This window comes from Pectinatus frisingensis (genome assembly GCF_015732285.1).
GTDB classification, from domain to species: Bacteria; Bacillota; Negativicutes; order Selenomonadales; family Selenomonadaceae; genus Pectinatus; species Pectinatus frisingensis.
Window position 1 is genome coordinate 83663 of the sequence record NZ_WIQU01000022.1, and the last position, 22372, is coordinate 106034.

At 36.6% G+C, this 22372-nt stretch carries 16 protein-coding genes and 1 other annotated feature; of the genes, 10 read left to right on the top strand and 6 right to left on the bottom strand.

What is annotated here, in order from left to right; translation table 11 throughout:
- Positions 1-93: 93 nt before the first annotated feature.
- Positions 94-753, bottom strand: a complete 660-nt coding sequence (locus tag I6751_RS03390) for a hypothetical protein (protein ID WP_182188294.1) — start codon at positions 751-753, stop codon at positions 94-96.
- 105 nt (positions 754-858) lie between these two features.
- Between I6751_RS03390 and I6751_RS03395 the strand changes: the two genes are divergently transcribed.
- From I6751_RS03395 to rbr, 10 genes are all read left to right on the top strand, one after another.
- Positions 859-2580 carry an ABC transporter ATP-binding protein/permease gene (locus tag I6751_RS03395; protein WP_414153183.1) on the top strand — a complete coding sequence of 574 codons (1722 nt, stop codon included), beginning with the start codon at positions 859-861 and terminating at the stop codon, positions 2578-2580.
- A 14-nt stretch (positions 2581-2594) separates the two neighbouring features.
- Positions 2595-2939: a hypothetical protein gene (locus tag I6751_RS03400; RefSeq protein ID WP_182188295.1), complete on the top strand. Its 345-nt coding sequence runs from the start codon at positions 2595-2597 to the stop codon at positions 2937-2939.
- 92 nt (positions 2940-3031) lie between these two features.
- The gene (locus tag I6751_RS03405) at positions 3032-3661 is read left to right on the top strand and encodes a CYTH domain-containing protein (RefSeq protein WP_196591710.1); all 630 of its coding nucleotides are present in this window, start codon (positions 3032-3034) and stop codon (positions 3659-3661) included.
- A 296-nt stretch (positions 3662-3957) separates the two neighbouring features.
- A complete protein-coding gene (locus I6751_RS03410) occupies positions 3958-5115 on the top strand; it encodes a glucose-1-phosphate adenylyltransferase (RefSeq protein ID WP_196591711.1) in 1158 nt (385 codons plus the stop codon).
- Positions 5116-5134: 19 nt separating this feature from the next.
- Complete coding sequence (gene glgD / locus I6751_RS03415; RefSeq protein WP_196591712.1) at positions 5135-6241, top strand: glucose-1-phosphate adenylyltransferase subunit GlgD; 1107 nt, start codon at positions 5135-5137, stop codon at positions 6239-6241.
- 74 nt (positions 6242-6315) lie between these two features.
- Positions 6316-8766, top strand: a complete 2451-nt coding sequence (locus I6751_RS03420) for a glycogen/starch/alpha-glucan phosphorylase (protein ID WP_196598986.1) — start codon at positions 6316-6318, stop codon at positions 8764-8766.
- Positions 8767-8796: 30 nt separating this feature from the next.
- Positions 8797-10875, top strand: coding sequence for a 1,4-alpha-glucan branching protein GlgB (glgB, locus tag I6751_RS03425; protein WP_196591714.1), 2079 nt, complete (start codon positions 8797-8799; stop codon positions 10873-10875).
- The gene (gene glgA, locus I6751_RS03430) at positions 10869-12317 is read left to right on the top strand and encodes a glycogen synthase GlgA (RefSeq protein ID WP_196598987.1); all 1449 of its coding nucleotides are present in this window, start codon (positions 10869-10871) and stop codon (positions 12315-12317) included. Before glgB ends, glgA begins: the two co-directional genes overlap by 7 nt.
- A gap of 92 nt (positions 12318-12409) precedes the next feature.
- Positions 12410-15832: a 4-alpha-glucanotransferase gene (malQ, locus tag I6751_RS03435; protein WP_196591716.1), complete on the top strand. Its 3423-nt coding sequence runs from the start codon at positions 12410-12412 to the stop codon at positions 15830-15832.
- A gap of 127 nt (positions 15833-15959) precedes the next feature.
- Entirely contained in the window at positions 15960-16496 is a 537-nt protein-coding gene (rbr, locus tag I6751_RS03440) for a rubrerythrin (protein ID WP_196591717.1), read from the top strand.
- Between the two features lie 302 nt (positions 16497-16798).
- Here the strand turns inward: rbr and I6751_RS03445 are convergent, their stop codons facing one another.
- The 5 genes from I6751_RS03445 to I6751_RS03465 form a co-directional block, all read right to left on the bottom strand.
- Positions 16799-17785: a bile acid:sodium symporter family protein gene (locus I6751_RS03445; RefSeq protein WP_196591718.1), complete on the bottom strand. Its 987-nt coding sequence runs from the start codon at positions 17783-17785 to the stop codon at positions 16799-16801.
- Positions 17786-17826: 41 nt separating this feature from the next.
- Positions 17827-18063, bottom strand: a binding site (T-box leader).
- Between the two features lie 82 nt (positions 18064-18145).
- Positions 18146-19045, bottom strand: a complete 900-nt coding sequence (locus I6751_RS03450) for a GGDEF domain-containing protein (protein WP_182188305.1) — start codon at positions 19043-19045, stop codon at positions 18146-18148.
- 72 nt (positions 19046-19117) lie between these two features.
- Positions 19118-20167, bottom strand: coding sequence for a dual-specificity RNA methyltransferase RlmN (gene rlmN, locus I6751_RS03455; protein ID WP_196591719.1), 1050 nt, complete (start codon positions 20165-20167; stop codon positions 19118-19120).
- 51 nt (positions 20168-20218) lie between these two features.
- Complete coding sequence (rsmB, locus tag I6751_RS03460; RefSeq protein WP_196591720.1) at positions 20219-21553, bottom strand: 16S rRNA (cytosine(967)-C(5))-methyltransferase RsmB; 1335 nt, start codon at positions 21551-21553, stop codon at positions 20219-20221.
- Complete coding sequence (locus I6751_RS03465) at positions 21550-22320, bottom strand: DUF116 domain-containing protein (RefSeq protein ID WP_196591721.1); 771 nt, start codon at positions 22318-22320, stop codon at positions 21550-21552. The genes rsmB and I6751_RS03465 overlap by 4 nt, the downstream gene beginning before the upstream one ends.
- Between the last annotated feature and the right edge of the window lie 52 nt (positions 22321-22372).

The window sequence follows — 22372 nt, forward strand, 5'->3', positions numbered from 1 at the left end:
TATTCTATGACAGATAATAATAATCCTGTATGAATAAAAAAAATCCCATAAATAATTGTTTTTTTTATTTATATGACTATAAGATAGCAATACTCAGGATAAATCAGGCAAAATGAGATTATCTCTTATGCTGGATATATCCGGGGAAATATTCAAATTAACCGGAGATTTTAATATGCGGATGTTGTCAAGCTGCTTGTACTGGATATCGCGTGGTTGATTTAAAAATTCGGGCGACTGAAGCAGTTGCACAGATGCGGTTATAGTTTCACTTTGTGCTGCTAAATATGATCTGGTTTTTTCCAAAACATCATAACTGAGTTTATAATTTGTATCGGATAATTCCTGAGGTGGCAGTGCTGTTGCAAGCTTTTTTTGCAAACTGATGATATCAGCCTGATTTTTAATCAAGTTTTCTGTTAAAACCCTCAATGATACATCATCTTGGGAGAATCTGTTGAGGTTGTTGTTGTATCGGCTCCAAACACGGTCAATGTCATCAATATTCTGCTTATATGATTCATACCATGTCACAAAAAAAGGCTGTTCACTTAAAATCTGCATCTTTTGAGAATCGGTTACTTTGCTTTGCTGTGGATATCGGCTGCTGAACCAAATAATGGAAGATACACAAACTAATACAATAGCTGCAAATATACAAAATATGCGCTTTTGTGGTAAATAGCGGTAACCGGCATACAAAAGGACTATAATCAATAAGAAAGTCACTGCAAGTAAAAAAATGTAGTTCATCGATATATCTACCCCTGTTTTTACTGATGATAACACGTTGCAATAAGTTTATTTTTTTATTATACTTTTAACCATATTTTATTTCAAGCCATCGGAGGCTATACTGTGAAAATATATGATAAATATGGTATAAAAAAATCAGCCTGGATTTTTTATTTTTTGTTCAAAGATTATTGGCAGTCAAAGGAAAAATGGAAGGCTCGTGGTTTATTGAGTGCAGTAATCGTAATGAATCTGGTTTCAGTTTATATTTTATTACTGTTGACCAGCTGGTATAATGAATTTTATACTATATTACAAAATTATTCTTACCAAAACTTTTGGCAGTCTATAGGTAAATTTAGCTTTTTAGCATTCCTGTTCATATTATTGGCAGTATATGCACTTTATCTGCAGCAAATGCTTCAGATAAAATGGCGTACATGGATGACTGCGCATTATTTGGATGCGTGGCTGGAGAACCAGACCTATTATCGTTTGCAATCTGCAATAAAGGATACAGATAATCCAGACCAGCGTATACAAGAAGATATTAATCTTTTTGTCAATTTGACACTGAATTTGGGAATAGGATTGTTTAAACAATTAGTGACGTTAATTGCATTTATTGCAATGCTTTGGCAGTTGTCAGGATCATTTTCATTTTCTTTTAATGGACAAACGGTGCAGATATACGGCTTTATGGTATGGGTAACAATTATTTATTCAATAATTGGCACTTTATTGACTCATAAGGTGGGGCATCAATTGATTGGCTTGAATTTTAATCAGCAAAAATATGAAGCCGATTTTCGTTTTTCTTTGATGCGTATCAGGGAAAACAGCGAATGTGTTGCTTTTTATAAGGGGGAACAACCAGAAAAAGTTAATTTTAAAAATCGATTTATTTTTGTGATTAATAATTTTCGGCAGATAATGAATCGGCAAAAAATATTGACCGGTATGACGGTGAGTTATTCACAACTGGCTATTATTTTACCAATATTAATTGCCGCACCGCGCTATTTTGGTGAAATGATGCCAATCGGCTGGCTTATTCAGACGCTGACTGCTTTTGGTAAGGTTCAGGATGCATTGTCCTATTTAGTGAATTCTTATACTGATATTGCACAATGGTCTTCAGTTATTCGTCGGTTGGGTAGCTTTACTGAGCATATGTGTGAAATTAAAAAAATTGAATCACCCGTGGAAAAAAGCATAGCGGCCAATTTGGAGATAAGTGGGTTGACAGTTAATTTGCCGCAAGGGAAATCTCTTATTAGTGATTTGAATATAAGACTGCCGGCAGGAGAAAGCTTGATAATAACCGGAGCTTCCGGCTGCGGTAAGAGTACTTTGCTGCGCACTTTAGCCGGAATCTGGCCGTTTGCTGCCGGTAAGATAGGCCTGCCGCAGCAAAACAAGATATTGTTTTTACCGCAGAAACCTTATTTACCGCTTGGCACACTGCGGCAGGCTCTTTATTATCCGCAAACGCAGTCGGCTGCGTCAGCAGTTTATGAAGAGCATGTGCTAAGTTTGTGTGAACTTGAGAAATTTATCAGTCAGTTAGATAAGTCTGATGATTGGAGTTGTATTTTATCGCTGGGTGAACAGCAGCGCTTGGCTTTTGCCCGGATACTTTTGAAAAAACCGGAGTGGGTATTTTTAGATGAGGCAACATCAGCTTTGGATGAAATTACAGAAGCCCGTCTGTATAAAATGTTGAAAACTGAGTTGCCAAATATTACAATTATAAGTGTTGGGCATCATTCTACACTTTTGCAATATCACAGATACCAGCTTAAACTGACCGGTTCGGGCCGTTATGAATTATTTTGTTTATAAAATGAGGCATGATGATGATTTATAAAAAAATTACACAAAAAGATTTTGATGAAGCAGAAAAAGCATATAATGATTGTGATCGGGCAGAGCGGACGTGTAAAATCAAACAGGTCGGACCTGAGAGAAAACATTTTACCAAGGGACAGTCAACAGCTTCATTGCTGGCGATACTATTGCTTTTATATAGTATCTTATTTACTGATATCCCCGCTTTTTTCCTTAGTGCATCTTTTCTGGTCTGGATAATACAATATTTTATCTGTCCACTGGCAAAAAATAATGCTGAAACTATACGTTCAGCCCTTAAATCATTAAGTTTAACATTGTTTGTCGGTTCAATTATTCTCATATTTCTATAAGAAAGTTTTTAAACATCAGGCTAAAACGTTTTATATATTTACAATAAAGCGATTTAGCCTGATAAATTTTATACAAGGGTGAAGAAAATAATATGAAAAACGCCAAAAAGAATGAGGAAATAGAAATAAAACTGCAAATTCAAGATAAGTATGAAATTGATGAGCTCAATAAATTTACGGCAGGGCTTTACCGACCAGGGAAAATATTTAATTTTCATATGTCAGCGTATTATTATGATACTGATAACCTGATGCTAACCAGAAATAAGATTGTTTACCGAGTGAGAAAAGAAAATAATTTATGTGTTGCTACCATAAAAGGAACAGACACAGGTAGTGAAATGCTGCACCGCCGCTTTGAAATCAATCGGGTGGTGCAAACTATACAACCCAATCTAAATACATTTGCCGATACGGCAATATTTCACAATATTATTCCTGATATAAAAAATATTACACTTTCGCCTATTGTCACCAATAATTTTTTACGGCACCAATCAATTATATTTTATAATACATCAAAAATAGAATTGGTAATAGATCAGGGATTTATTTATGCCGGTGTAAAAAATACACCTATTTGTGAAATGGAATTGGAATTGAAATATGGTCGGGAATCAGATGCTGTTGAATTGGCTGAAAAATTTATTAATAAATTTCGTTTATCATCAAATGTGTCAAGTAAATTTTCCCGTGGGTTGAAATTGATTAAATTTCAATAAAAACATTTTTTATCAGGCAGGATTTATCAGCTTAATCCAGAATTGTATAAATATACTAACAGAAGTGATTGATATAATAATAATGAAGGGAAATGGTCGTTTCTGTTATTGTTGTGAACGGTGCCGATTGACTTATTATGTAATATGCAGCTATAAATATTATTTATGTAAATTTTTGGCTTAAATATTTACATAAATTTTACAATTATAATGTTTTTTCTCATAAATCACAATTACCATACTTAATTAAACAATGCAATTAAAAGAGAATTATTATCTACTGAGGAGGAATTATTATGAAAAGAGTCGAATGTCTAGCAATGATTTTGGCAGGTGGACAAGGCAGCCGTCTGGGAGAATTGACGAAAAAAATTGCCAAACCTGCCGTACCATTTGGTGGGAAATATCGTATTATTGACTTTCCGCTCAGTAACTGTTCCAACTCCGGTATAGAAACAGTGGGAGTATTGACACAATATAAACCACTCGAGCTGCATACATATCTGGGTACAGGCGAAGCTTGGAATTTAGATAGAAAAAATGGCGGAGTATATATATTACCACCGTACACAAGAGAAAAAGGGGCGGATTGGTACAAGGGCACGGCAGATGCCATCTATCAGAATATAAATTTTATTGAAACCTGCGATCCGCAATATGTATTGGTTTTGTCGGGTGATCACATTTATACAATGGATTACTCATGGATGCTGGAAGAACATAAGATGAATAAAGCTGATGCAACAATTGGTGTAATTAAAGTCCCGCTGAAGGAAGCTACGCGTTTTGGCATAATGAGTACGGACAAAACAGGACGAATAACAGCCTTTGAAGAAAAACCTAAAAAACCACAAAGTAATCTGGCATCAATGGGTATATACATTTTTAGCTGGAAAATATTAAAAGAGTACTTGGAAAAGGATTCTGCCGATAATTTGTCGGAGCATGATTTCGGTAAAAATATTATTCCAAAAATGTTGGCAGACAATGCCCGCTTATTCTCTTATGCCTTTGATGGATATTGGAAAGATGTGGGTACTATTGAAAGTTTGTGGCAAGCCAATATGGATCTTTTGAAAGAAAAACCATCTCTTGATTTGGGTGGAACATGGCGCATTTATTCGGCTAATCCGTCGCTGCCGCCGCATTTTGTTGCTCCCGGAGCTAAAATAAAAAATTCACTGATAAGCGGCGGAGCCTTTGTCGAAGGAAATGTTGAAAATTCGGTTATTTTTCCTGGAGTACATGTTGGCAAGGGAACTAAAATAATAAATTCGATAATAATGCCGTTTAGCAGTATAGGTGAAAATTCTGTGGTGGAAAAGGCTATCATCGCTCAGAATTGTGAAATAACCGATAATTGTCATATTTGTTCTGAGGATGGTTCTATTGTAGTTATTGCAGAAGGAAAGCTTGTCATGGCACCGGATGAAGAAAATAAACAAGTTGGTTGATTTACTGGAGGAATTATAAATGAATCATGTTACGGGGTTGATAAATTTGCATGAAGATAATGACCTCATAAAAGAAGTTACTAAAATACGTCCCATAGCCACGATACCTTTTGCCGGCAGGTACAGAATTATTGATTTCATTTTATCCAGTATGGTGAATTCAGGAATAGTATCGGTAGGGATAATTTTACCCAATAAATCAGCATCGGTTCTCGACCATTTACGCTCGGGAAAGGATTGGGACTTGGCTCGTCGACATGAAGGACTTTATTATATGACACCACTCGATACAAATAGCAGGACGCATCCATCTGAACTGCGTACACTTTATCAGAATTTGGATGCTATGCATCGTAATGTTTATGATTATGTACTATTATCAGGCAGCCGGAGTGTATTTAATATGGATTTTAATAATGCGCTGCGTTTTCATCAAAATACCAAGGCTGATATAACAATGCTTTATTATAAAAATTTACAGAAAAAATTTTCCCCATGTACTGTTTTGCAGACACAAGAAACAGGATTGGTGACTGATATAGCTAATCAACCAGTGGCCGATGATAATGCAAGTGTATTTATGGATATATATTTAATGTCACAAAAAATTTTTATGGATATAGTTAAATATACTTATGAACGCGGTGGTTCAGACTTTTTGCTTGATGGCATAATGCGGACTCAAAAAAAATATAATATTTACGGCTATTGTCATAATGGTTATGTGTCTATCGTTAATTCTACGCTCAATTATTATCACACTAGCATGGATTTACTTGATCCGCAGATTTGGCATGAATTATTTCTCAACAAATTTCCTATTTACACACGAATAAAAGATGATGTACCGGCCCGTTACAAGGCAGATGCACATGTGAGCAATTCTTTGATATCAAACGGGTGCGTGTTGAAAGGTCAAGTTGAAAACAGTATTCTTTTTCGTAATGTAAAAGTGGACGCGGGTGCCCGAATAAGGAATAGTATTATCATGCAGGGTTGCCGGATCAAAGAAAATGCGTTTATTGAAAATGTCATCTGTGATAAAAATGTTATGGTAGATGTGAAAAAAGTGCTTAAGGGGGCAGATGACTATCCATTCATAATAGAAAAAAACACAGTGATTTGATCTGGAAATTTATTCTTATACGTTGCAGTGCTGGCGGATAATAATAATAATCCTATACGAGAGGTGTTAATGATATGTTGCCAAATAAGGCATTAGAAGAAAAAAATCAATTTGAGCATTTGTTTTTACAAACGGCCACAATATTGTTCGGACGTGATATAAAAGAGCTGCCTAAGGTTAATTTATATCAGGCATTAGTAAATACTATCCGTCAGTATATAAGTGAAAATTGGATAAAAAGCAATAGATATTATACAGAACATCAGGAAAAACAAGTATACTATTTTTCTATTGAATTTCTTTTAGGACGTTTGCTGAATTGTAATATAATGAATCTTGACATCGGTGATATATGCTATTCAGCGATGAAGGACCTTGGGATTGATCTCAATGAATTGTTTGAAGAAGAACCGGACGCCGGATTAGGCAATGGTGGTCTCGGTCGTTTAGCGGCATGTTTTATTGACTCCATGGCATCTTTGGGAATAGCAGGTCACGGCTGCAGTATCCGTTATCAGTATGGTTTGTTTGAACAACGGATAATCAATAGAAATCAGGTTGAAATTCCTGATAATTGGCTAAAAAACGGTTTTGCCTGGGAATATCGTAAGGCGGAAAAAGAAATAGATATCCATTTTGGCGGCAATGCATATATGAAGAATATGCCGGACGGCAGTTTAAAGCTGGTTCATGAAAAATATACTGTAGTATCAGCAGTACCTTATGATGTTCCGATTGTCGGCTATCATAATGATGTTGTCAATGCGCTGCGTTTATGGAACGCGGAATTCAGTCAAAACTTTTCGGAAAGCGGTGCTCTTACACATGAACAGCTGCAGGAAAAATTAAAATTCCAGTATCAGCTTAAAGCAATAGCCAGCTGTCTGTATCCTGATGACAGTTCTAACGAAGGCAAATTGCTGCGGCTTACTCAAGAGTATTTTTTGGTTTCTGCGGGAGTGCAGAGCATTATTCGTTCCTATAAAAAATTACATTTGCCTATAACCATGTTCTCGCAGAAAGTTGCCATACATATAAATGATACTCATCCGGCTATGGCTATTGCTGAATTGATGCGTATACTGGTTGATGATGAAAATATACCATGGGAAAGTGCCTGGGATATAACGGTCAGGACAATGTCATATACAAATCACACAATTATGCCGGAAGCGTTGGAAACGTGGTCAATTGATATGTTCAGACCATTGCTGCCACGTATTTATATGATTATTGAAGAGATCAACCGACGGTTTTTGCAGGATGTCCGCCAGCGTTATCCTAATATAGATAACATGCTGTTTAAGTACTCTATTTTACAAGATGGATTGGTTCATATGGCCCGATTGGCAATAGTTGGCAGCCATAGTGTGAATGGCGTGGCCAAGATTCATTCTGATATATTAAAAAATTACAGTATGAAACAATTTAGCGATTATTATCCGCATAAATTTAATAATAAGACTAATGGCATTACACATCGCCGTTGGCTTATGGCAGCTAATCCGGAATTGACAGCGTTGATTGATGAATTAATAACACCGGAATGGAAGACTCATCCCAGCCAGTTGATTAAGTTACTCGAGTTTAAAAATGATATGGCAGCACTGGATAAATTACAGCAGATTAAACAGTTGCATAAAAGCAGGCTGGCTGCCTTCATAAAAAATAAGTATGACATTGCTATAGATCCTTTTTCTATATATGACATTCAAATAAAAAGGATTCATTCTTATAAACGGCAGATAATGAATATTTTTCATTTAATGTACATATATAATCAATTATGTGATAATCCGAAGATGGATGTATTTCCTCATACGTTCATTTTTGGCGGGAAGGCAGCTCCCGGTTACCATATAGCTAAGGAGACAATCAGACTTATTAATACCGTTGCTGAAATAGTCAATGCGGATGAACGAACTAACCAAAAGCTGAAAATAATTTTTTTGGAAAACTATGGCATATCTTTAGCTGAAAAATTATTTCCGGCAGCTGATGTAAGCGAACAAATTTCTACAGCCGGTAAGGAGGCATCTGGTACAAGCAATATGAAGTTTATGATGAATGGTGCAATTACCTTAGGAACACTTGATGGAGCTAATGTAGAGATACTCGATGCCGTTGGTGCTGATAATTGTGTTATTTTTGGCCTTAATGCGGATGAAATACTGTCTTATTATAAAAATGGCCGCTATTCGGCTTGGGAGGAATATAACCATACTCCGGCTATACGTACAGTAATTGATCAATTATTGGCGGGAAAATTTACTGATAATGGCAGTTTTCGTGACATTTATAATTATCTATTTAACAGTAATGATGAATATTTTGTGTTTAAGGATTTTCCGGCATATTGCAATGCCCATAAAACAATTGATGAAAAATACCGTGATACGAAAGGGTGGCTTGAGTCCAGTTTAATGAATATCGCCCATTCAGGTATTTTTTCCAGTGATAGAACAATAATGGAATATGCCAGGGACATTTGGGATGTACAGCCTATAAAGTTGCCTGCACAATAAATCTTATTAACAAGGAGGCAGGAATAGAATATGATAATTTCAGAATTAAAACCATATGACATTTATTTATATCATCAAGGGGCAAATTATTATTCATATGGATTATTTGGAGCTCATTTTACGCAGCAAAATAATATTCCCGGTGTCCGATTTGCGGTGTGGGCTCCGCATGCGGCAACAGTTAGTGTCATCGGTGATTTTAATAATTGGGATAAGTCAGCTAATCCCATGGAAAAATTAGAAGACGGTGAAATTTGGTATACGTTTATTCCTGACCTGCCGGATGATAGTATATATAAATATGCTATTGTGCCTGATACCGAAGCCGAAGTATTGTATAAAGCTGATCCCTATGCCTTTTATGCCGAAAAATCACCTCACACGGCTTCACGCTTATATGATATGGACAAATACCAATGGCAGGATGCAAAGTGGGAGAAAGATAAGCCGGTGAACCCTTCTTATGATGCTCCAATGCTTATTTATGAAGTACACCTGGGTTCATGGCGGCGGACGTTGGATGGCAATTACATTTCCTATCGTGATGCAGCGATTAGTTTGATTGATTACGTAAAAAACATGCATTACACACATATTGAATTTTTACCATTATATGAACATCCTTTTGATGGGTCATGGGGATATCAGGCAACTGGTTATTATGCGGCTACCAGCCGCTTCGGAACACCTGATGATCTGAGATTCCTAATAGATACGGCACATCAAAATGGCATTGGCATAATAATGGATTGGGCACCGGGTCATTTTTGCAATGATGCACATGGCCTTAAAAATTTTGATGGACGTAATCTATATGAATCTGATAATACACAGCGCAGTGAAAATCGTCAGTGGGGTACTACTAATTTCGATTATGGACGAACTGAAGTGCAGAGTTTTTTAATTTCTAATGCATTGTTTTGGTTTACTGAATATCATATTGACGGACTTAGGATAGACGCTGTCGCTAATATGCTGTATCTTGATTATGAGCGACAGGATGGGGAATGGTTCCCTAATAAATATGGCAGTAATGGTAACCTTGAGGCAATAGATTTTGTTAAAAAACTTAATCAAACAGTTTTTAAATATTATCCTGATGCTTTAATGATCGCTGAAGAATCTACTTCGTGGCCGCTGGTTAGTAAACCTGTCTATATGGGAGGAATGGGATTTAATTATAAGTGGAATATGGGGTGGATGAATGATATTCTCGCTTATGTCAGTCTCGACCCTTTATATCGAAAGTGGCATCATTCTAAAATTACATTTTCTTTGATGTACGCTTTTTCGGAAAATTTTGTTCTACCGTTGTCGCATGATGAGGTAGTGCATGGAAAATGTTCCTTGATAGAGAAAATGCCGGGAGATTATTGGCAGAAATTTGCCGGATTGCGTGTGTTTTTTGCTTATTGGATTGCCCATCCCGGGAAAAAATTGTTGTTCATGGGCGGTGAATTTGGTCAGTTCATTGAATGGAATTATAATGACAGTCTCGATTGGCATCTGACTGAAAAATATCCAATGCATAAAAAAATGTTGCATTATTCACAGAGTTTGAATAAACTTTACACACAATCACCGGCATTATGGCAGGTCGATTTTGATTGGAATGGTTTTTTATGGCTTAATTGTGATGACAGTAAAAACAGTATTGTTGCATTCATGCGGAAGTCACGGGATTGCAACGATTTTATATTTGTCATTTGTAATTTTACGCCAGAAGTCAGATATAATTATCGTGTCGGTGTGCCTGTCGCAGGAGTCTATGAAGAGATATTCAACAGTGATTGTGTTGATTTCGGCGGATCGGGAATAATGAACAGCCAGAAAATCGTGACTGATAATACAGCATGGAACGGTTTTGATAAATCACTTGTTTTGACAATTCCTCCTTTAGCAGCTGTTTATCTTCATTTGAATGAAATTGACTATGAAGAATTCATAAGCCGGAAAAATCTGACGATGAGATATGAGACAGGTGATAAACCGCAGCGGGAAAAAGTAAAAAAACCGCATGGCGTTCCTAAACGGAAAATAGCTAAATTAAAGGCTCGGTTATATAAAATGCACCAACCTAATATTAAAGGAGGCTCTTTATCATGCTGAAACTTCTTTATGTTGCATCGGAGGCAGCACCGTTTGTAAAAACAGGTGGATTGGGTGACGTGGCTGGTTCGCTTCCGAAAGAATTAAAAAAGCAGAACATTGATGTTCGTGTTATACTGCCTAAATATGATATAATTCCTGATCAATACAGCAGTAAGATGAAACATATATACGATGGCAGTATCAATGTTGCATGGCGGGAAAAATACCTTGGTATAGAAAAGCTAAAGCATAATGGTATTACTTTCTATTTTATTGATAATGAGTATTATTTTAAGCGCGGGCAGTGTTATGGTTATGATGATGATGCTGAACGGTTCACTTTTTTTTGCCGGGCTGTGTTGGCAGTATTGCCCGTTATTGATTTTTGGCCGGATGTAATACATTTGAATGACTGGCAGACAGGCCTCATCAGTGTATTTTTAAAATTAAATTATATAAATGATGAGCTATATAAAAATATAAGGACTGTTTTTACGATTCATAATTTGAAATATCAGGGGATTTTTCCGGCGTATATGCTAGAAGACGTCCTGGGATTAGACTACAAATATTTTTCCAATGGTGATTTGGAATTTTACGATGCTATTAATTTTATGAAGGGAGGATTGATTTATTCTGATGAGTTGACAACAGTGAGCAAATCATATGCAAAGGAGATACAAAATGCCTATTTCGGTGAACAAATGGACGGTATTTTGCGCAGCCGCAGCGATACGCTCACCGGTATTGTCAATGGAATAGATTACGAGGAATATAATCCGGTAACTGATGAATATATATATGCACCGTACAATATCAATAATGTGCTGGAAAGAAAGATGGCCAACAGAGTATTACTGCAAAAAAGGTTAGGTCTGCCGATAAACCGGCGGACACCGATTATCGCTTTTGTTTCCCGTTTGGTTGAGGCAAAGGGAATGGACCTACTAATGCGGATAATGGATGAGTTGCTGCAGTATGAAAATGTTCAGTTTATTTTATTGGGAACCGGTGATTATAAATATGAAGAGTGGTTTCATGGACTGCAATGGAGATTTCCCAAAAAGGTATCTATCACTACTACTTTTGATAATCAACTGGCGCATCAAATATATGCTGCTTCTTCGTTTTTTTTAATGCCGTCACGCTATGAACCCTGCGGCATTGGGCAGATGATTGCCTTGCGGTATGGCAGTATACCAATTGTACATTCAGTGGGGGGGCTGCGTGATACAGTTATCCCTTATAATAGCTATAAAAACACCGGTAATGGATTTGTCTTCAAAAATTATAATGCCCATGAACTTTTGTTTTCTATAAAACGGGCGCTGGAAAAATATGGTGATATCACTTTACGGCGCCGCATAATAGCTAACGGGATGACAGCCGATTTCAGTTGGGCAAATTCTGCTAAGCAGTATGTAAGAATATATCAGGCACTGTCAGTTGAAAATTCTTAACGGTTCCTGTCAGCTGATATAGTATGAAAATCAGTTCATTAAAATCGTTCCGCAACATTGTTGGTCAATAATGTATATAAGATGGTGATTACTTGTCAGAAAAAAATTTAGTATGGCATGATTCGCACAGCCCCTATTATCGCCTGCCTCTGGGAGCCTGTCCGACAGACAAGACTATTTATCTGGCGGTAGATGTTGTAACGGAAGAACCACCCGTCAGCGTTGTTTTAAGATTATGGCGGAATAAAGAGGGGGAACAGCTGATTCCTCTTAAGCAAACACCACGGGACAGTAATCATTATTTTGTGGAAATTACCGCGCCTGACAGGGGATGTCTCATCTGGTATTATTTTGTGATAACGACACAAGATAAAATACTGTATTATGGTAATAATCAAGAAAATATGGGCGGCATTGGGCAGCTTTACAGGCAACAGCCGCCTTCTTTTCAGGTAACTGTATATCAGTGTGATGCAGGAACACCGGCATGGTTTAGGCATTCGATAATTTATCAAATTTTTCCCGACAGATTTTATCGGCACGGCAATACACTTATTGCCAGAAAAAATGCAGTATATCATGCTGACTGGCATGATGTACCATGTTATTATAAAGACGCTGACAATGGGAAAATTATTTCCTATGATTTTTTTGGCGGGAACTTGAAGGGAATAATAGACAAACTCCCTTATTTGCAAAAATTGGGTATTTCAGTAATATATTTGAATCCTGTTTTTGAATCTTCCAGCAATCATCATTATGACACGGGTAATTACCATAAAATTGATCCTACATTGGGAACAAATGAGGATTTTAAGGTTTTATGTGCAGCGGCACAGGATAATAATATAAAAATAATACTTGATGGAGTATTCAGCCATACGGGCAGCGATAGTATTTACTTTAATCGTGAGGGTAATTATCATTCACTTGGTGCTTTTCAATCAAAATACTCACCTTATTATGGGTGGTATAGATTTACTGATTATCCAGATAAATATGATAGTTGGTGGGGTTTTGAAACACTTCCAAATGTCACGGAAACCACACCGTCATATATGGATTTTATATTGAATGAAAAAAACGGCGTAATAAGACATTGGATGGAAAATGGAGCCAGTGGCTGGCGTCTTGATGTAATTGATGAGCTGCCGCAGCAGTTTTCCCGTAGTTTATATGCTACAGTAAAAAAAATTGATGCAGATGCCGTAGTTATTGGCGAGGTCTGGGAAGATGCTTCCAATAAAATCAGTTATGACGTATCCAGAGAATATCTTTGCGGTTATGATATGGATGCAGCAATGAATTATCCATTTCGTACGATTGTTATTGAATTTTTGCTCAACCGTATTTCAGTGCAAAAGACAGAAACACTTTTAAACAGTCAAAAAGAAAATTATCCCATACAAAATTATTATGCTATGATGAATTTGCTTGGCAGCCATGATGTAGAACGTATTATAACTATTTTGGGGGAAGCACCATCAGCAGATAATATGACTGCTATGGCGCAGGCACATTATAGATTGGATGCCGAACATTATAAACTGGGACAGCAAAGAAGTATGCTGGCTGCTTTGTGGCAATTTACTTTTCCTGGTGTACCGTCAATTTATTACGGTGATGAAATAGGCATGCAGGGATTTCGTGATCCGCATAACCGGGCTCCGTATGATTGGGATAACCCGGATCGTATTATGCAAAAATGGTTGGAACAATTGATTAAATTACGCAATAATTACCCTGCGCTGCAGGCCGGTGAACTGCTGTTTTTACATGTTTCAGAGGATATATTGGCCTATGCTCGCCGTATTCGAGATAAGCAGGATGTTTTTGGGCAGCCATGTGCTGATGATATTTTTGTTATTATAATAAACCGCAGTAATGAAATTGTTCCTATACAATTGGATTTAAATGGACTGTGTTACGATAGACTGGAAAATATGCTGGAACCCGAAAATAAAGTTGTGCTGAATAATAATGTTCTTTCAATGGATGTGGGAAAATTGTCAGGAAATGTATTGCGGCAAATACATATCACTGATAAATACCGGCATTCCTGTGGTATCTTATTACATCCTACTTCACTGTACACACCCTATGGTATAGGTGATTTTGGACAGTCGGCATATGAGTTTGTTGACTGGTTGCAGTCTGCCGGGCAAGAATATTGGCAGATTCTGCCGCTTAACCCGACTGGGTATGGTGAATCACCATACCAAACATCTTCTGTTTTTGCCGGCAATCCACTGTTGATCTCACTTGATAAATTGGTTGTTGAGGGGTTATTGACTAATTTTGATATCAATGCGGTATTTACTGTAGAAAACAGGGATATCAGTATCACTAAAATGGCGAAAGAAAAGTTATTGCGGCAGGCTTTTAAAAACTTTTCACCAACTCCTGCATATGAGCAATTTTGTGATGAACAAAAATATTGGCTGGATGATTATGCATTATACAGTGCTTTAAAAAAATATTATAAAAATACCGCATGGATAAAGTGGCCGGATGATATAAAGCAATATAATACAATTGCCGTACAGCAAGCATTTGAAGTACATATCAGTGAGATAAATTACATTAAATTTATTCAATATTTATTTTTTAAGCAATGGCTTCAATTAAAACATTATGCTAATGTACGGGGCATAAAAATAATTGGTGACCTGCCGATATTTCCTTCACATGATTGCGCAGATGTCTGGGCACATCAGGATTTGTTTAATCTTAATATTGATGGAACGGCGGCAACAATTGCTGGTGTACCTCCGGATTACTTCAGCATAAATGGGCAGTTATGGGGTAATCCGCATTATCGTTGGGATATAATGGCAGATGACGGTTATGCATGGTGGGGACAGCGTTTTTATACATTAGAACAACTAGTCGATGCCGTGAGAATAGATCACTTTCGCGGGTTTGCAGCTTATTGGGCAATTGATGGTAAAGCTGTTACAGCAAAGACCGGTAAATGGATAAAGGGGCCTGGCAGGTCGTTTTTTGAGGCGATAAAAAAGCGATTAGGTAATATCCCGATTATTGCCGAAGATCTTGGTATTATAACTACTGATGTAGAAAAATTAAAAAATGAATGTGGCTTTCCTGGCATGAAAGTGCTGCAATTTGAGTTATGTCCTGATGGTCGGAAAAATATAGGCTTTAGCTGCAGTGAAAATACAGTTATCTATACAGGTACGCATGATAATGATACGACACTGGGCTGGCTGAAAAACACTCTTTCACCAGAGCAAAAAGCGGTTTTAGCGGAATATTTAAAACTTTATCGACCAGATGATAAAAAAATATGCTGCAAATTAATGGAATATGCCTATGCAAGTGCGGCCCGGCTTGCTATATTACCACTTCAAGATGTACTTGGTCTTGATTCGTCGGCCAGAATGAATACACCAGGTACATTGAATAAAAATTGGGCATGGCAGCTGGAAAAAAATCAGCTTACAGTTGAAAGAGCTTCATTTTTAGCACAGCTTTGTCATAAATATGATCGCTGAATATGGGAATGTAAAGACAGAGCTGGCAAATATAGTTGCAGCATTGACAAATTTATGTAATGATATATAATATTCATTGATAATTGTTTTCCACATTTATTAAAATTTTATGACAGGAGAGATTTAAATGGAATTAAAAGGATCACAAACAGAAAAAAATTTACTGGCTGCATTTGCAGGTGAATCACAGGCTCGCAATAAATATACTTTCTATGCTTCTAAAGCCCAAAAAGATGGATATCATCAAATATCTCAGATTTTTACAGAAACAGCTGACAATGAAAAAGCACATGCTAAAATCTGGTTCAAACTTGTCCATGGTATTGGTGATACGGCAGAAAATCTGAAGGATGCGGCTGCCGGAGAAAATTATGAATGGACAAGCATGTATCCTGGATTTGCTAAGACAGCCCATGAAGAAGGATTTGAAAAGATTGCCAAATTATTCGAATTCGTTGCCAGTATCGAAAAGACACATGATGAAAGATATCAACTTCTTTTAAGTAATGTAAAGGAAGATAAGGTTTTCAAAAAGAATGAAAAAGTAATTTGGATGTGTGCAAATTGTGGTTATATTTGTGAAGCAAAAAACGCTCCGCAGGTTTGTCCTGTATGTGATCATCCACAGTCTTTTTTTCAGGTTCGTGCTAATAATTATAAATAATTTTCGGACAATCAAAACAAGCCGGTTATACTGAGTCAGCTCAGTATAACCGGCTTGTTTTGATTAGTGCACCGGGCAAGGATACAGCCTAATTTTAAAATCTGAAACTACCAGTATTGAATAAAGACAAAACATGGAAATAAATCAATACAAGATCGAAATATTGGCATATTGACAGATAAATATCTTTAATCTTGTTAGTCATGCAAATACAGCCAGGAAATATGAGACCTTTTATTCATGTTAAATTATTAAACCACCGTATACCCAATGGCACATATGGTGGTTTAATAATTTAAGTTTTATTTTGATATTTGTCCGGCAATAATAGTGTTGTCAACGGTGCTTTTTGCGTCTTTTTTAGCAAAATAATCGGCTAATAAAGTGCCTGATATTGAATGCCATACACAAGCTACAGCGGCGACTAATGCGGCTTCGGGGATAGCAGCAAAATGTGCCATAGCCAGACCGGTGGCAAGACCGGCATTTTGCATTCCCACTTCCAATGTGATTGTACGTTTTTTGGCGGTGTTCATATGTACGGCATGTCCAACAATATATCCCAAGGCATAGCCACCGCAGTTGTGAAGTATAACGGCACCAAGAATTATAAGTCCGGATACGAAAAAATTTGAACCTTGTAGTGCGACTACACCACCTACAATAAATGCAAAACCAATAACAGAAATACCAGGCATCATTTTTTGCACAGCATGAAATTTAGAATTGTGCTGATAAAAATAATTAATTATCAGGCCTAATATAACGGGGAAAATGACGGTTTCAATAATTGTAATGAACATTGCTTGAGCAGGGATATTTACAATGGCTCCGGCCAAATATAGTACAAGTATAGGTGTCAAAAACGGAGAAAATAAGGTGGAAATTGTTGTCGTACCTACAGCAAATGGTACATCACCATGACAAAGAAAGGCCATTATGTCTGAAGCCAGTCCGCTGGGACAGCAGCCAACAAGAATCAATCCTAATGCAATGGGGTCAGGTAAATGAAAAATTTTAGTCACAGAAAATGCCAGCAGCGGCATGATTGTATAGTGAGCAACAGCTCCTATGCATACATCAGTTGGATTTTTGGCCAGTTTTTTAAATTCTTGGATAGTCATTGTCAATCCCATAGTAAACATTATCATGAATAGAATGAATAATTGCGTATTTCCTCTGACCCATTTAAATGTGCTGGGGAAAAAGAAAGTGAAAATAGCAATACATATAATTATAATTGAAGTATTACCTGAGAGAAATAAACTGATTTTTTTACATTTTTCCATAAGAATGCCTCCTAAATATAATAAAAAAAACTCCATCCCTACAAAGGGACGGAGTTTTCCGCGATACCACCCAAAATTATTTATCATTACTGGTAAATACACTCACAACGTACTAACATACGCGTTTCTTATAACGCAGAACTAACGTCTTCACTTACTTAATTCGGTGTCGCTTCTCAGAGATGATTTTCTGTATACCATTATTTACCGAATTTCAGCCCTGCTTCGGTTCTCTGTAAAATAATTCAATACATACTCTTTCTCGTCATCAAATGTATTAACATATATTATATTATAATCGTCTAAAAATTTATTTTAAATCAGCTGATAGTGTTTGTCAAGTTGTAAATAATAAATAGTTTAATTAGAAGTAATAAAAGGAGGAGGAGAAGATTTGGTCAAATTTTTTGCTGCATACATTCTTTTATCAGCTGAACGAAGTATTTCCTCAGCAGTAAGTGATGAATGTGATGTTGTTTGTATGCCATAAGAAATAGCAACGTGATTATTTTGTACAGGAATGTTTAATTCCAGAATATTTTTGCGAATTTTCTCAGCAGTTTGCCGGGCTTTTTTATTATCGGTATTGGTAAGACAAATAACAAATTCATCACCACCATAACGGGCAACCCAATCCAAATCTTCACGAATAGATTTTTTCATTATATCGGCCACACTCTTTAAGGTCATATCTCCTGCTAAATGGCCATATGTATCGTTTATAAGTTTCATATTGTTTATGTCGATAAAAATAATTGATATAAGCTGATGCTGTGCAGCAGCTTTGACAATGTCGACAGGTAAGCGATCATCAACAAAACGACGGTTATATACTTTAGTTAAGTGGTCCATTATTATCATATTTGTCAGATTATGAACAATTAGTCCCATTTTTTGTCCGATATTATAATCGCCATGCCCCAGCAGCATACTGTCAGTGGCATTTTTTAATAGTTCTAAAATTATCGGTCCATCTTCACTGTCAATAGGCAAGGCCGTAACCAACATTATTATACTGGTGCTTTGTTCAAGTTTTATATAGGTGCGGTTTTCATGAAAAGCCCTAACAGAAATGCAGTTATCACAGATTTTTCCATTTTGCCAATAGGCATAACAAATCTTGTTGCTCTCGTTTACTTTGTGACCGCTGTATTCAAGGACGCGTTTTTTTACTGGATCGACCAGGCGTACGATATCATACATTTTATGAAAAAATGGTAAATTCTTTTCCAAAGTATCAAAATTTATTGGCTTAGGCATATTATTCACCTCAAATTGACTGTAAACATAAAGGGTTGAATCATTTTATTAAAAAAAATGCCGAAATTAAAGTTATTTATTAGTTTTATCCAAATGTTTATTTCTGAGCTGACCACAGGCGGCATCAATGTCTGTGCCCATTTCTTTACGTAAAGTAACATTTATATGATGATTTTGCAAAAAGTCAGTAAAAGTCTTAATGCGCTTTGAGGATGGACGTCTAAAGCCGCGTTCCACAACGGAATTTAATGGTATAAGGTTAACGTTAGCCAGCTTATGTGATAATAAATTGACCAATTGTTTGGCTTGTAATAAGTTGTCATTAATATGATCGATCAATATGTATTCATAAGTAATCCGTCGTTTTGTTTTTTCAGCATAAAAATCAGCGGCCTGTATGACTGACTGTAGTGGATATTGATTGTTTATTGGCATTAAGTGCGAACGCAGGACATCATCCGGAGCGTGCAAGGATATTGATAATGTCAGCGGTAAATTTTCTTCAGCTAATTTTTTTATCATGGGAACTATACCTGATGTGGATATAGTAATATTGCGGTAACCGATATTCATGCAATATTTTTCATGTACCAGATGAATGAACTGGATAACATTATTATAGTTAAGAAGTGGTTCACCGCTGCCCATAATTACAATATTATTTATATGCTGCCCTTCTTTGGTAACAATGGCCTGGCTTTTCATAGCTTGTGCCAGCATTTCACCGCTTGTTAAATCACGCTGAAAACCATGCAGCGTCGAGGCGCAAAAACCACAGCCTAATTTACAGCCGGCCTGTGAAGAAATGCAAATGCTATTACCGTAGCTTTGCCGCATTAATACAGTTTCCACTGCTGTTTTATCGGCGAATTCAACTAAAAATTTGCTGGTTTGTTTATCAATAGAATTCTTTTGAATAATTATTTTACCACAATCAATAGAGAATATTTTTGGTAATTCTTCTCGCAGCTTTAATGACAGATTAGTCATCAAAGAAAAATCGTAGATATTTTTCTGATACAGCCATTCTAAGATTTGTCCGGCACGAAAGGCCGGCATACCAAGTTGTTTTACTTCGTCCTGCAAACTTGTTAAATCAAGGCCAAAGATATTTTTTGTCAATTTTATCCTGCTTTCTTTTTATTGTGCAGCTTATCAATAAATAATAAGTAATTATTTTATTCGTTTTAATCTGGCGATAAAAAAGCCATCAGTATCGTCGTATGGTGGAAGTAGCTGTAGCATATTACCGCGTCCGCGCAGCTGCTGTGGTAAAAACGCATCTATTGGATCAATGCTGAAATCATCATGGGCAGTTAAAAAGCGTTCGATAACAGCTGTATTTTCCCGTTTCAGTATGGTACAAGTACTGTATATAAGTATGCCGCCGTGTTTAACTGCCTTAGCGGCACTTTCTAATATTTCATACTGCAATTGCGGTAGTTTTTCTATATCGGCGGCTGTTTTATTCCAACGGGCATCAGCTTTACGGCGCAATACGCCCAGTCCTGAGCAGGGAACATCCGCCAGCACTTTGTCAGCTGTATATTTGTAATCATTGCCCAGCAGCCGGGCGTCGGCAATATTGGTTTTGATATTGTGCAGATTAAGCCGTGAGGCATTGTCTGTAATTAACTTTATTTTGTGTTCATATATATCATTTGCCAGAACTGTGCCGGTATTTTCTAATAATGTTGCTATATGAGTGGTTTTTCCACCCGGTGCACTGCACATATCAATGATAAAATCATCTTTCTGTGGATCGAGAACATGTGCCACCAGCATGGAACTTACATCTTGTATTATAGCCTGGCCTGTTTGAAGTTCCATTAAATTTACCAAAGAAGGATGTTTTGTGCAGATAATCCCTTCCTGACATAACGCAGACTGATGACAAGTAAAACCTTTCTGCGTAAGCTGTTCCAGCAATTCAGCCGGATTATTTTTTAAAGTATTGCATCTGAAAGAAAGCGGTGGATCGGTATTATTAAATTGACAAAAGTTTTCAGTTTGTTCTATACCAAATTCATTTATGAGAAGTTTTACCAGCCAGCGCGGGTGCCAGTATTTTAAAGCCAGATAGGAGATTTTGTCATTGGATACTTTATTAAAATCACATTTATCGCTGTTGCGTGTGATAGCACGTAAAATAGCATTTACAAATTTAACTGTTCCTGGGTGGCCATATTTTTTTGCCAGTTTTACCGATTCATTACAGGCGGCCGATGCAGGAATTTTATCCATGAAAACAAGCTGATAAATTCCCATGCGTAATATTGACCTGATAATTGGATGTATTTTTTTGATGGGTATTTTACTGTATTGCTGCAGTATCCATAAAAGTGTGTCACCAGCCTTGATTGTTCCATATACCAATTCGGTGATAAATCGTCTGTCGGTTTCTTTTAGTTCGTGCCGGACAAGATATTTATTTAGAGCAATATTGGCATATGCACCATCATCATATACGGCACATAAAATTTGCAAGGCTGTTTGTCTGGCATTCATTGTGTGGTATCCTCATTTTTTATTATAAATTTTTTAATCATTGTACGTACTTGTGTAAGATCAACAGTAGTGTTGAAACAAGGTCCGTTAGGTCGTATGTTTAAAACTCCCACTGCCGGCAGCGGATATACATCTTGTATGCCGCTTGTCAGATCTCGCTCACAGGCAATTGCCAAAACAAGCTTGGGATGCATTTCTCTAACTAATTTTCTTGCTAAAGTACCACCAGTCACAACTTCAAAATTAAATCCGATTTCGCGTGCCATTTTCAACATAGCACCTATTGTGCAGCGTCCGCATTGATGACAATTATTGATATCATAGGTTATCTTGTATTGACATGCTGCCAGTTGGAGGCAATGGGGTGATATGACAAGTAGTTCATTAGGATGTACACGTAAGGAACGATATTTCATCAAAGTATTATTGAGGGTTATAAAAGATTTTTCTATATTGCGTCGTGAAATTTTTAAAATACGTCCCCATAAAAGTATAAAAGGAAATAATAAGTTAATAGACTGATAAATATACTTATGTCCAAAACTAAATTTGGCTAAGGGAGATACAATTAAAATAAGATCCAGCAATATGATTATTAATATGGTGAAAATTATTATGCAGATGCCTAAAAAGAATGTCGGCAGTCCGACAGATAGTTCACGTAAACCTAAATAACTTATTTTTCCGATGCCTGCTATGATGATAATCAGGGATAATATACTCAGAAACATCAATAGAGGTAATAAAAAATTTGTATTTTTTTTCATGATGTGCTCCAAGCTGAATAATATTTGTCTAAATGAATTCTACCATATTATA

Bases quoted from the DNA above. Each gene is read 5' to 3' on its own strand.
- I6751_RS03390 (WP_182188294.1), bottom strand. From the start codon at position 753: ATGAACTACATTTTTTTACTTGCAGTGACTTTCTTATTGATTATAGTC.
- I6751_RS03400 (WP_182188295.1), top strand. From the start codon at position 2,595: ATGATTTATAAAAAAATTACACAAAAAGATTTTGATGAAGCAGAAAAA.
- I6751_RS03405 (WP_196591710.1), top strand. From the start codon at position 3,032: ATGAAAAACGCCAAAAAGAATGAGGAAATAGAAATAAAACTGCAAATT.
- I6751_RS03410 (WP_196591711.1), top strand. From the start codon at position 3,958: ATGAAAAGAGTCGAATGTCTAGCAATGATTTTGGCAGGTGGACAAGGC.
- glgD (WP_196591712.1), top strand. From the start codon at position 5,135: ATGAATCATGTTACGGGGTTGATAAATTTGCATGAAGATAATGACCTC.
- I6751_RS03420 (WP_196598986.1), top strand. From the start codon at position 6,316: ATGTTGCCAAATAAGGCATTAGAAGAAAAAAATCAATTTGAGCATTTG.
- glgB (WP_196591714.1), top strand. From the start codon at position 8,797: ATGATAATTTCAGAATTAAAACCATATGACATTTATTTATATCATCAA.
- glgA (WP_196598987.1), top strand. From the start codon at position 10,869: ATGCTGAAACTTCTTTATGTTGCATCGGAGGCAGCACCGTTTGTAAAA.
- rbr (WP_196591717.1), top strand. From the start codon at position 15,960: ATGGAATTAAAAGGATCACAAACAGAAAAAAATTTACTGGCTGCATTT.
- I6751_RS03445 (WP_196591718.1), bottom strand. From the start codon at position 17,785: ATGGAAAAATGTAAAAAAATCAGTTTATTTCTCTCAGGTAATACTTCA.
- I6751_RS03450 (WP_182188305.1), bottom strand. From the start codon at position 19,045: ATGCCTAAGCCAATAAATTTTGATACTTTGGAAAAGAATTTACCATTT.
- rsmB (WP_196591720.1), bottom strand. From the start codon at position 21,553: ATGAATGCCAGACAAACAGCCTTGCAAATTTTATGTGCCGTATATGAT.
- I6751_RS03465 (WP_196591721.1), bottom strand. From the start codon at position 22,320: ATGAAAAAAAATACAAATTTTTTATTACCTCTATTGATGTTTCTGAGT.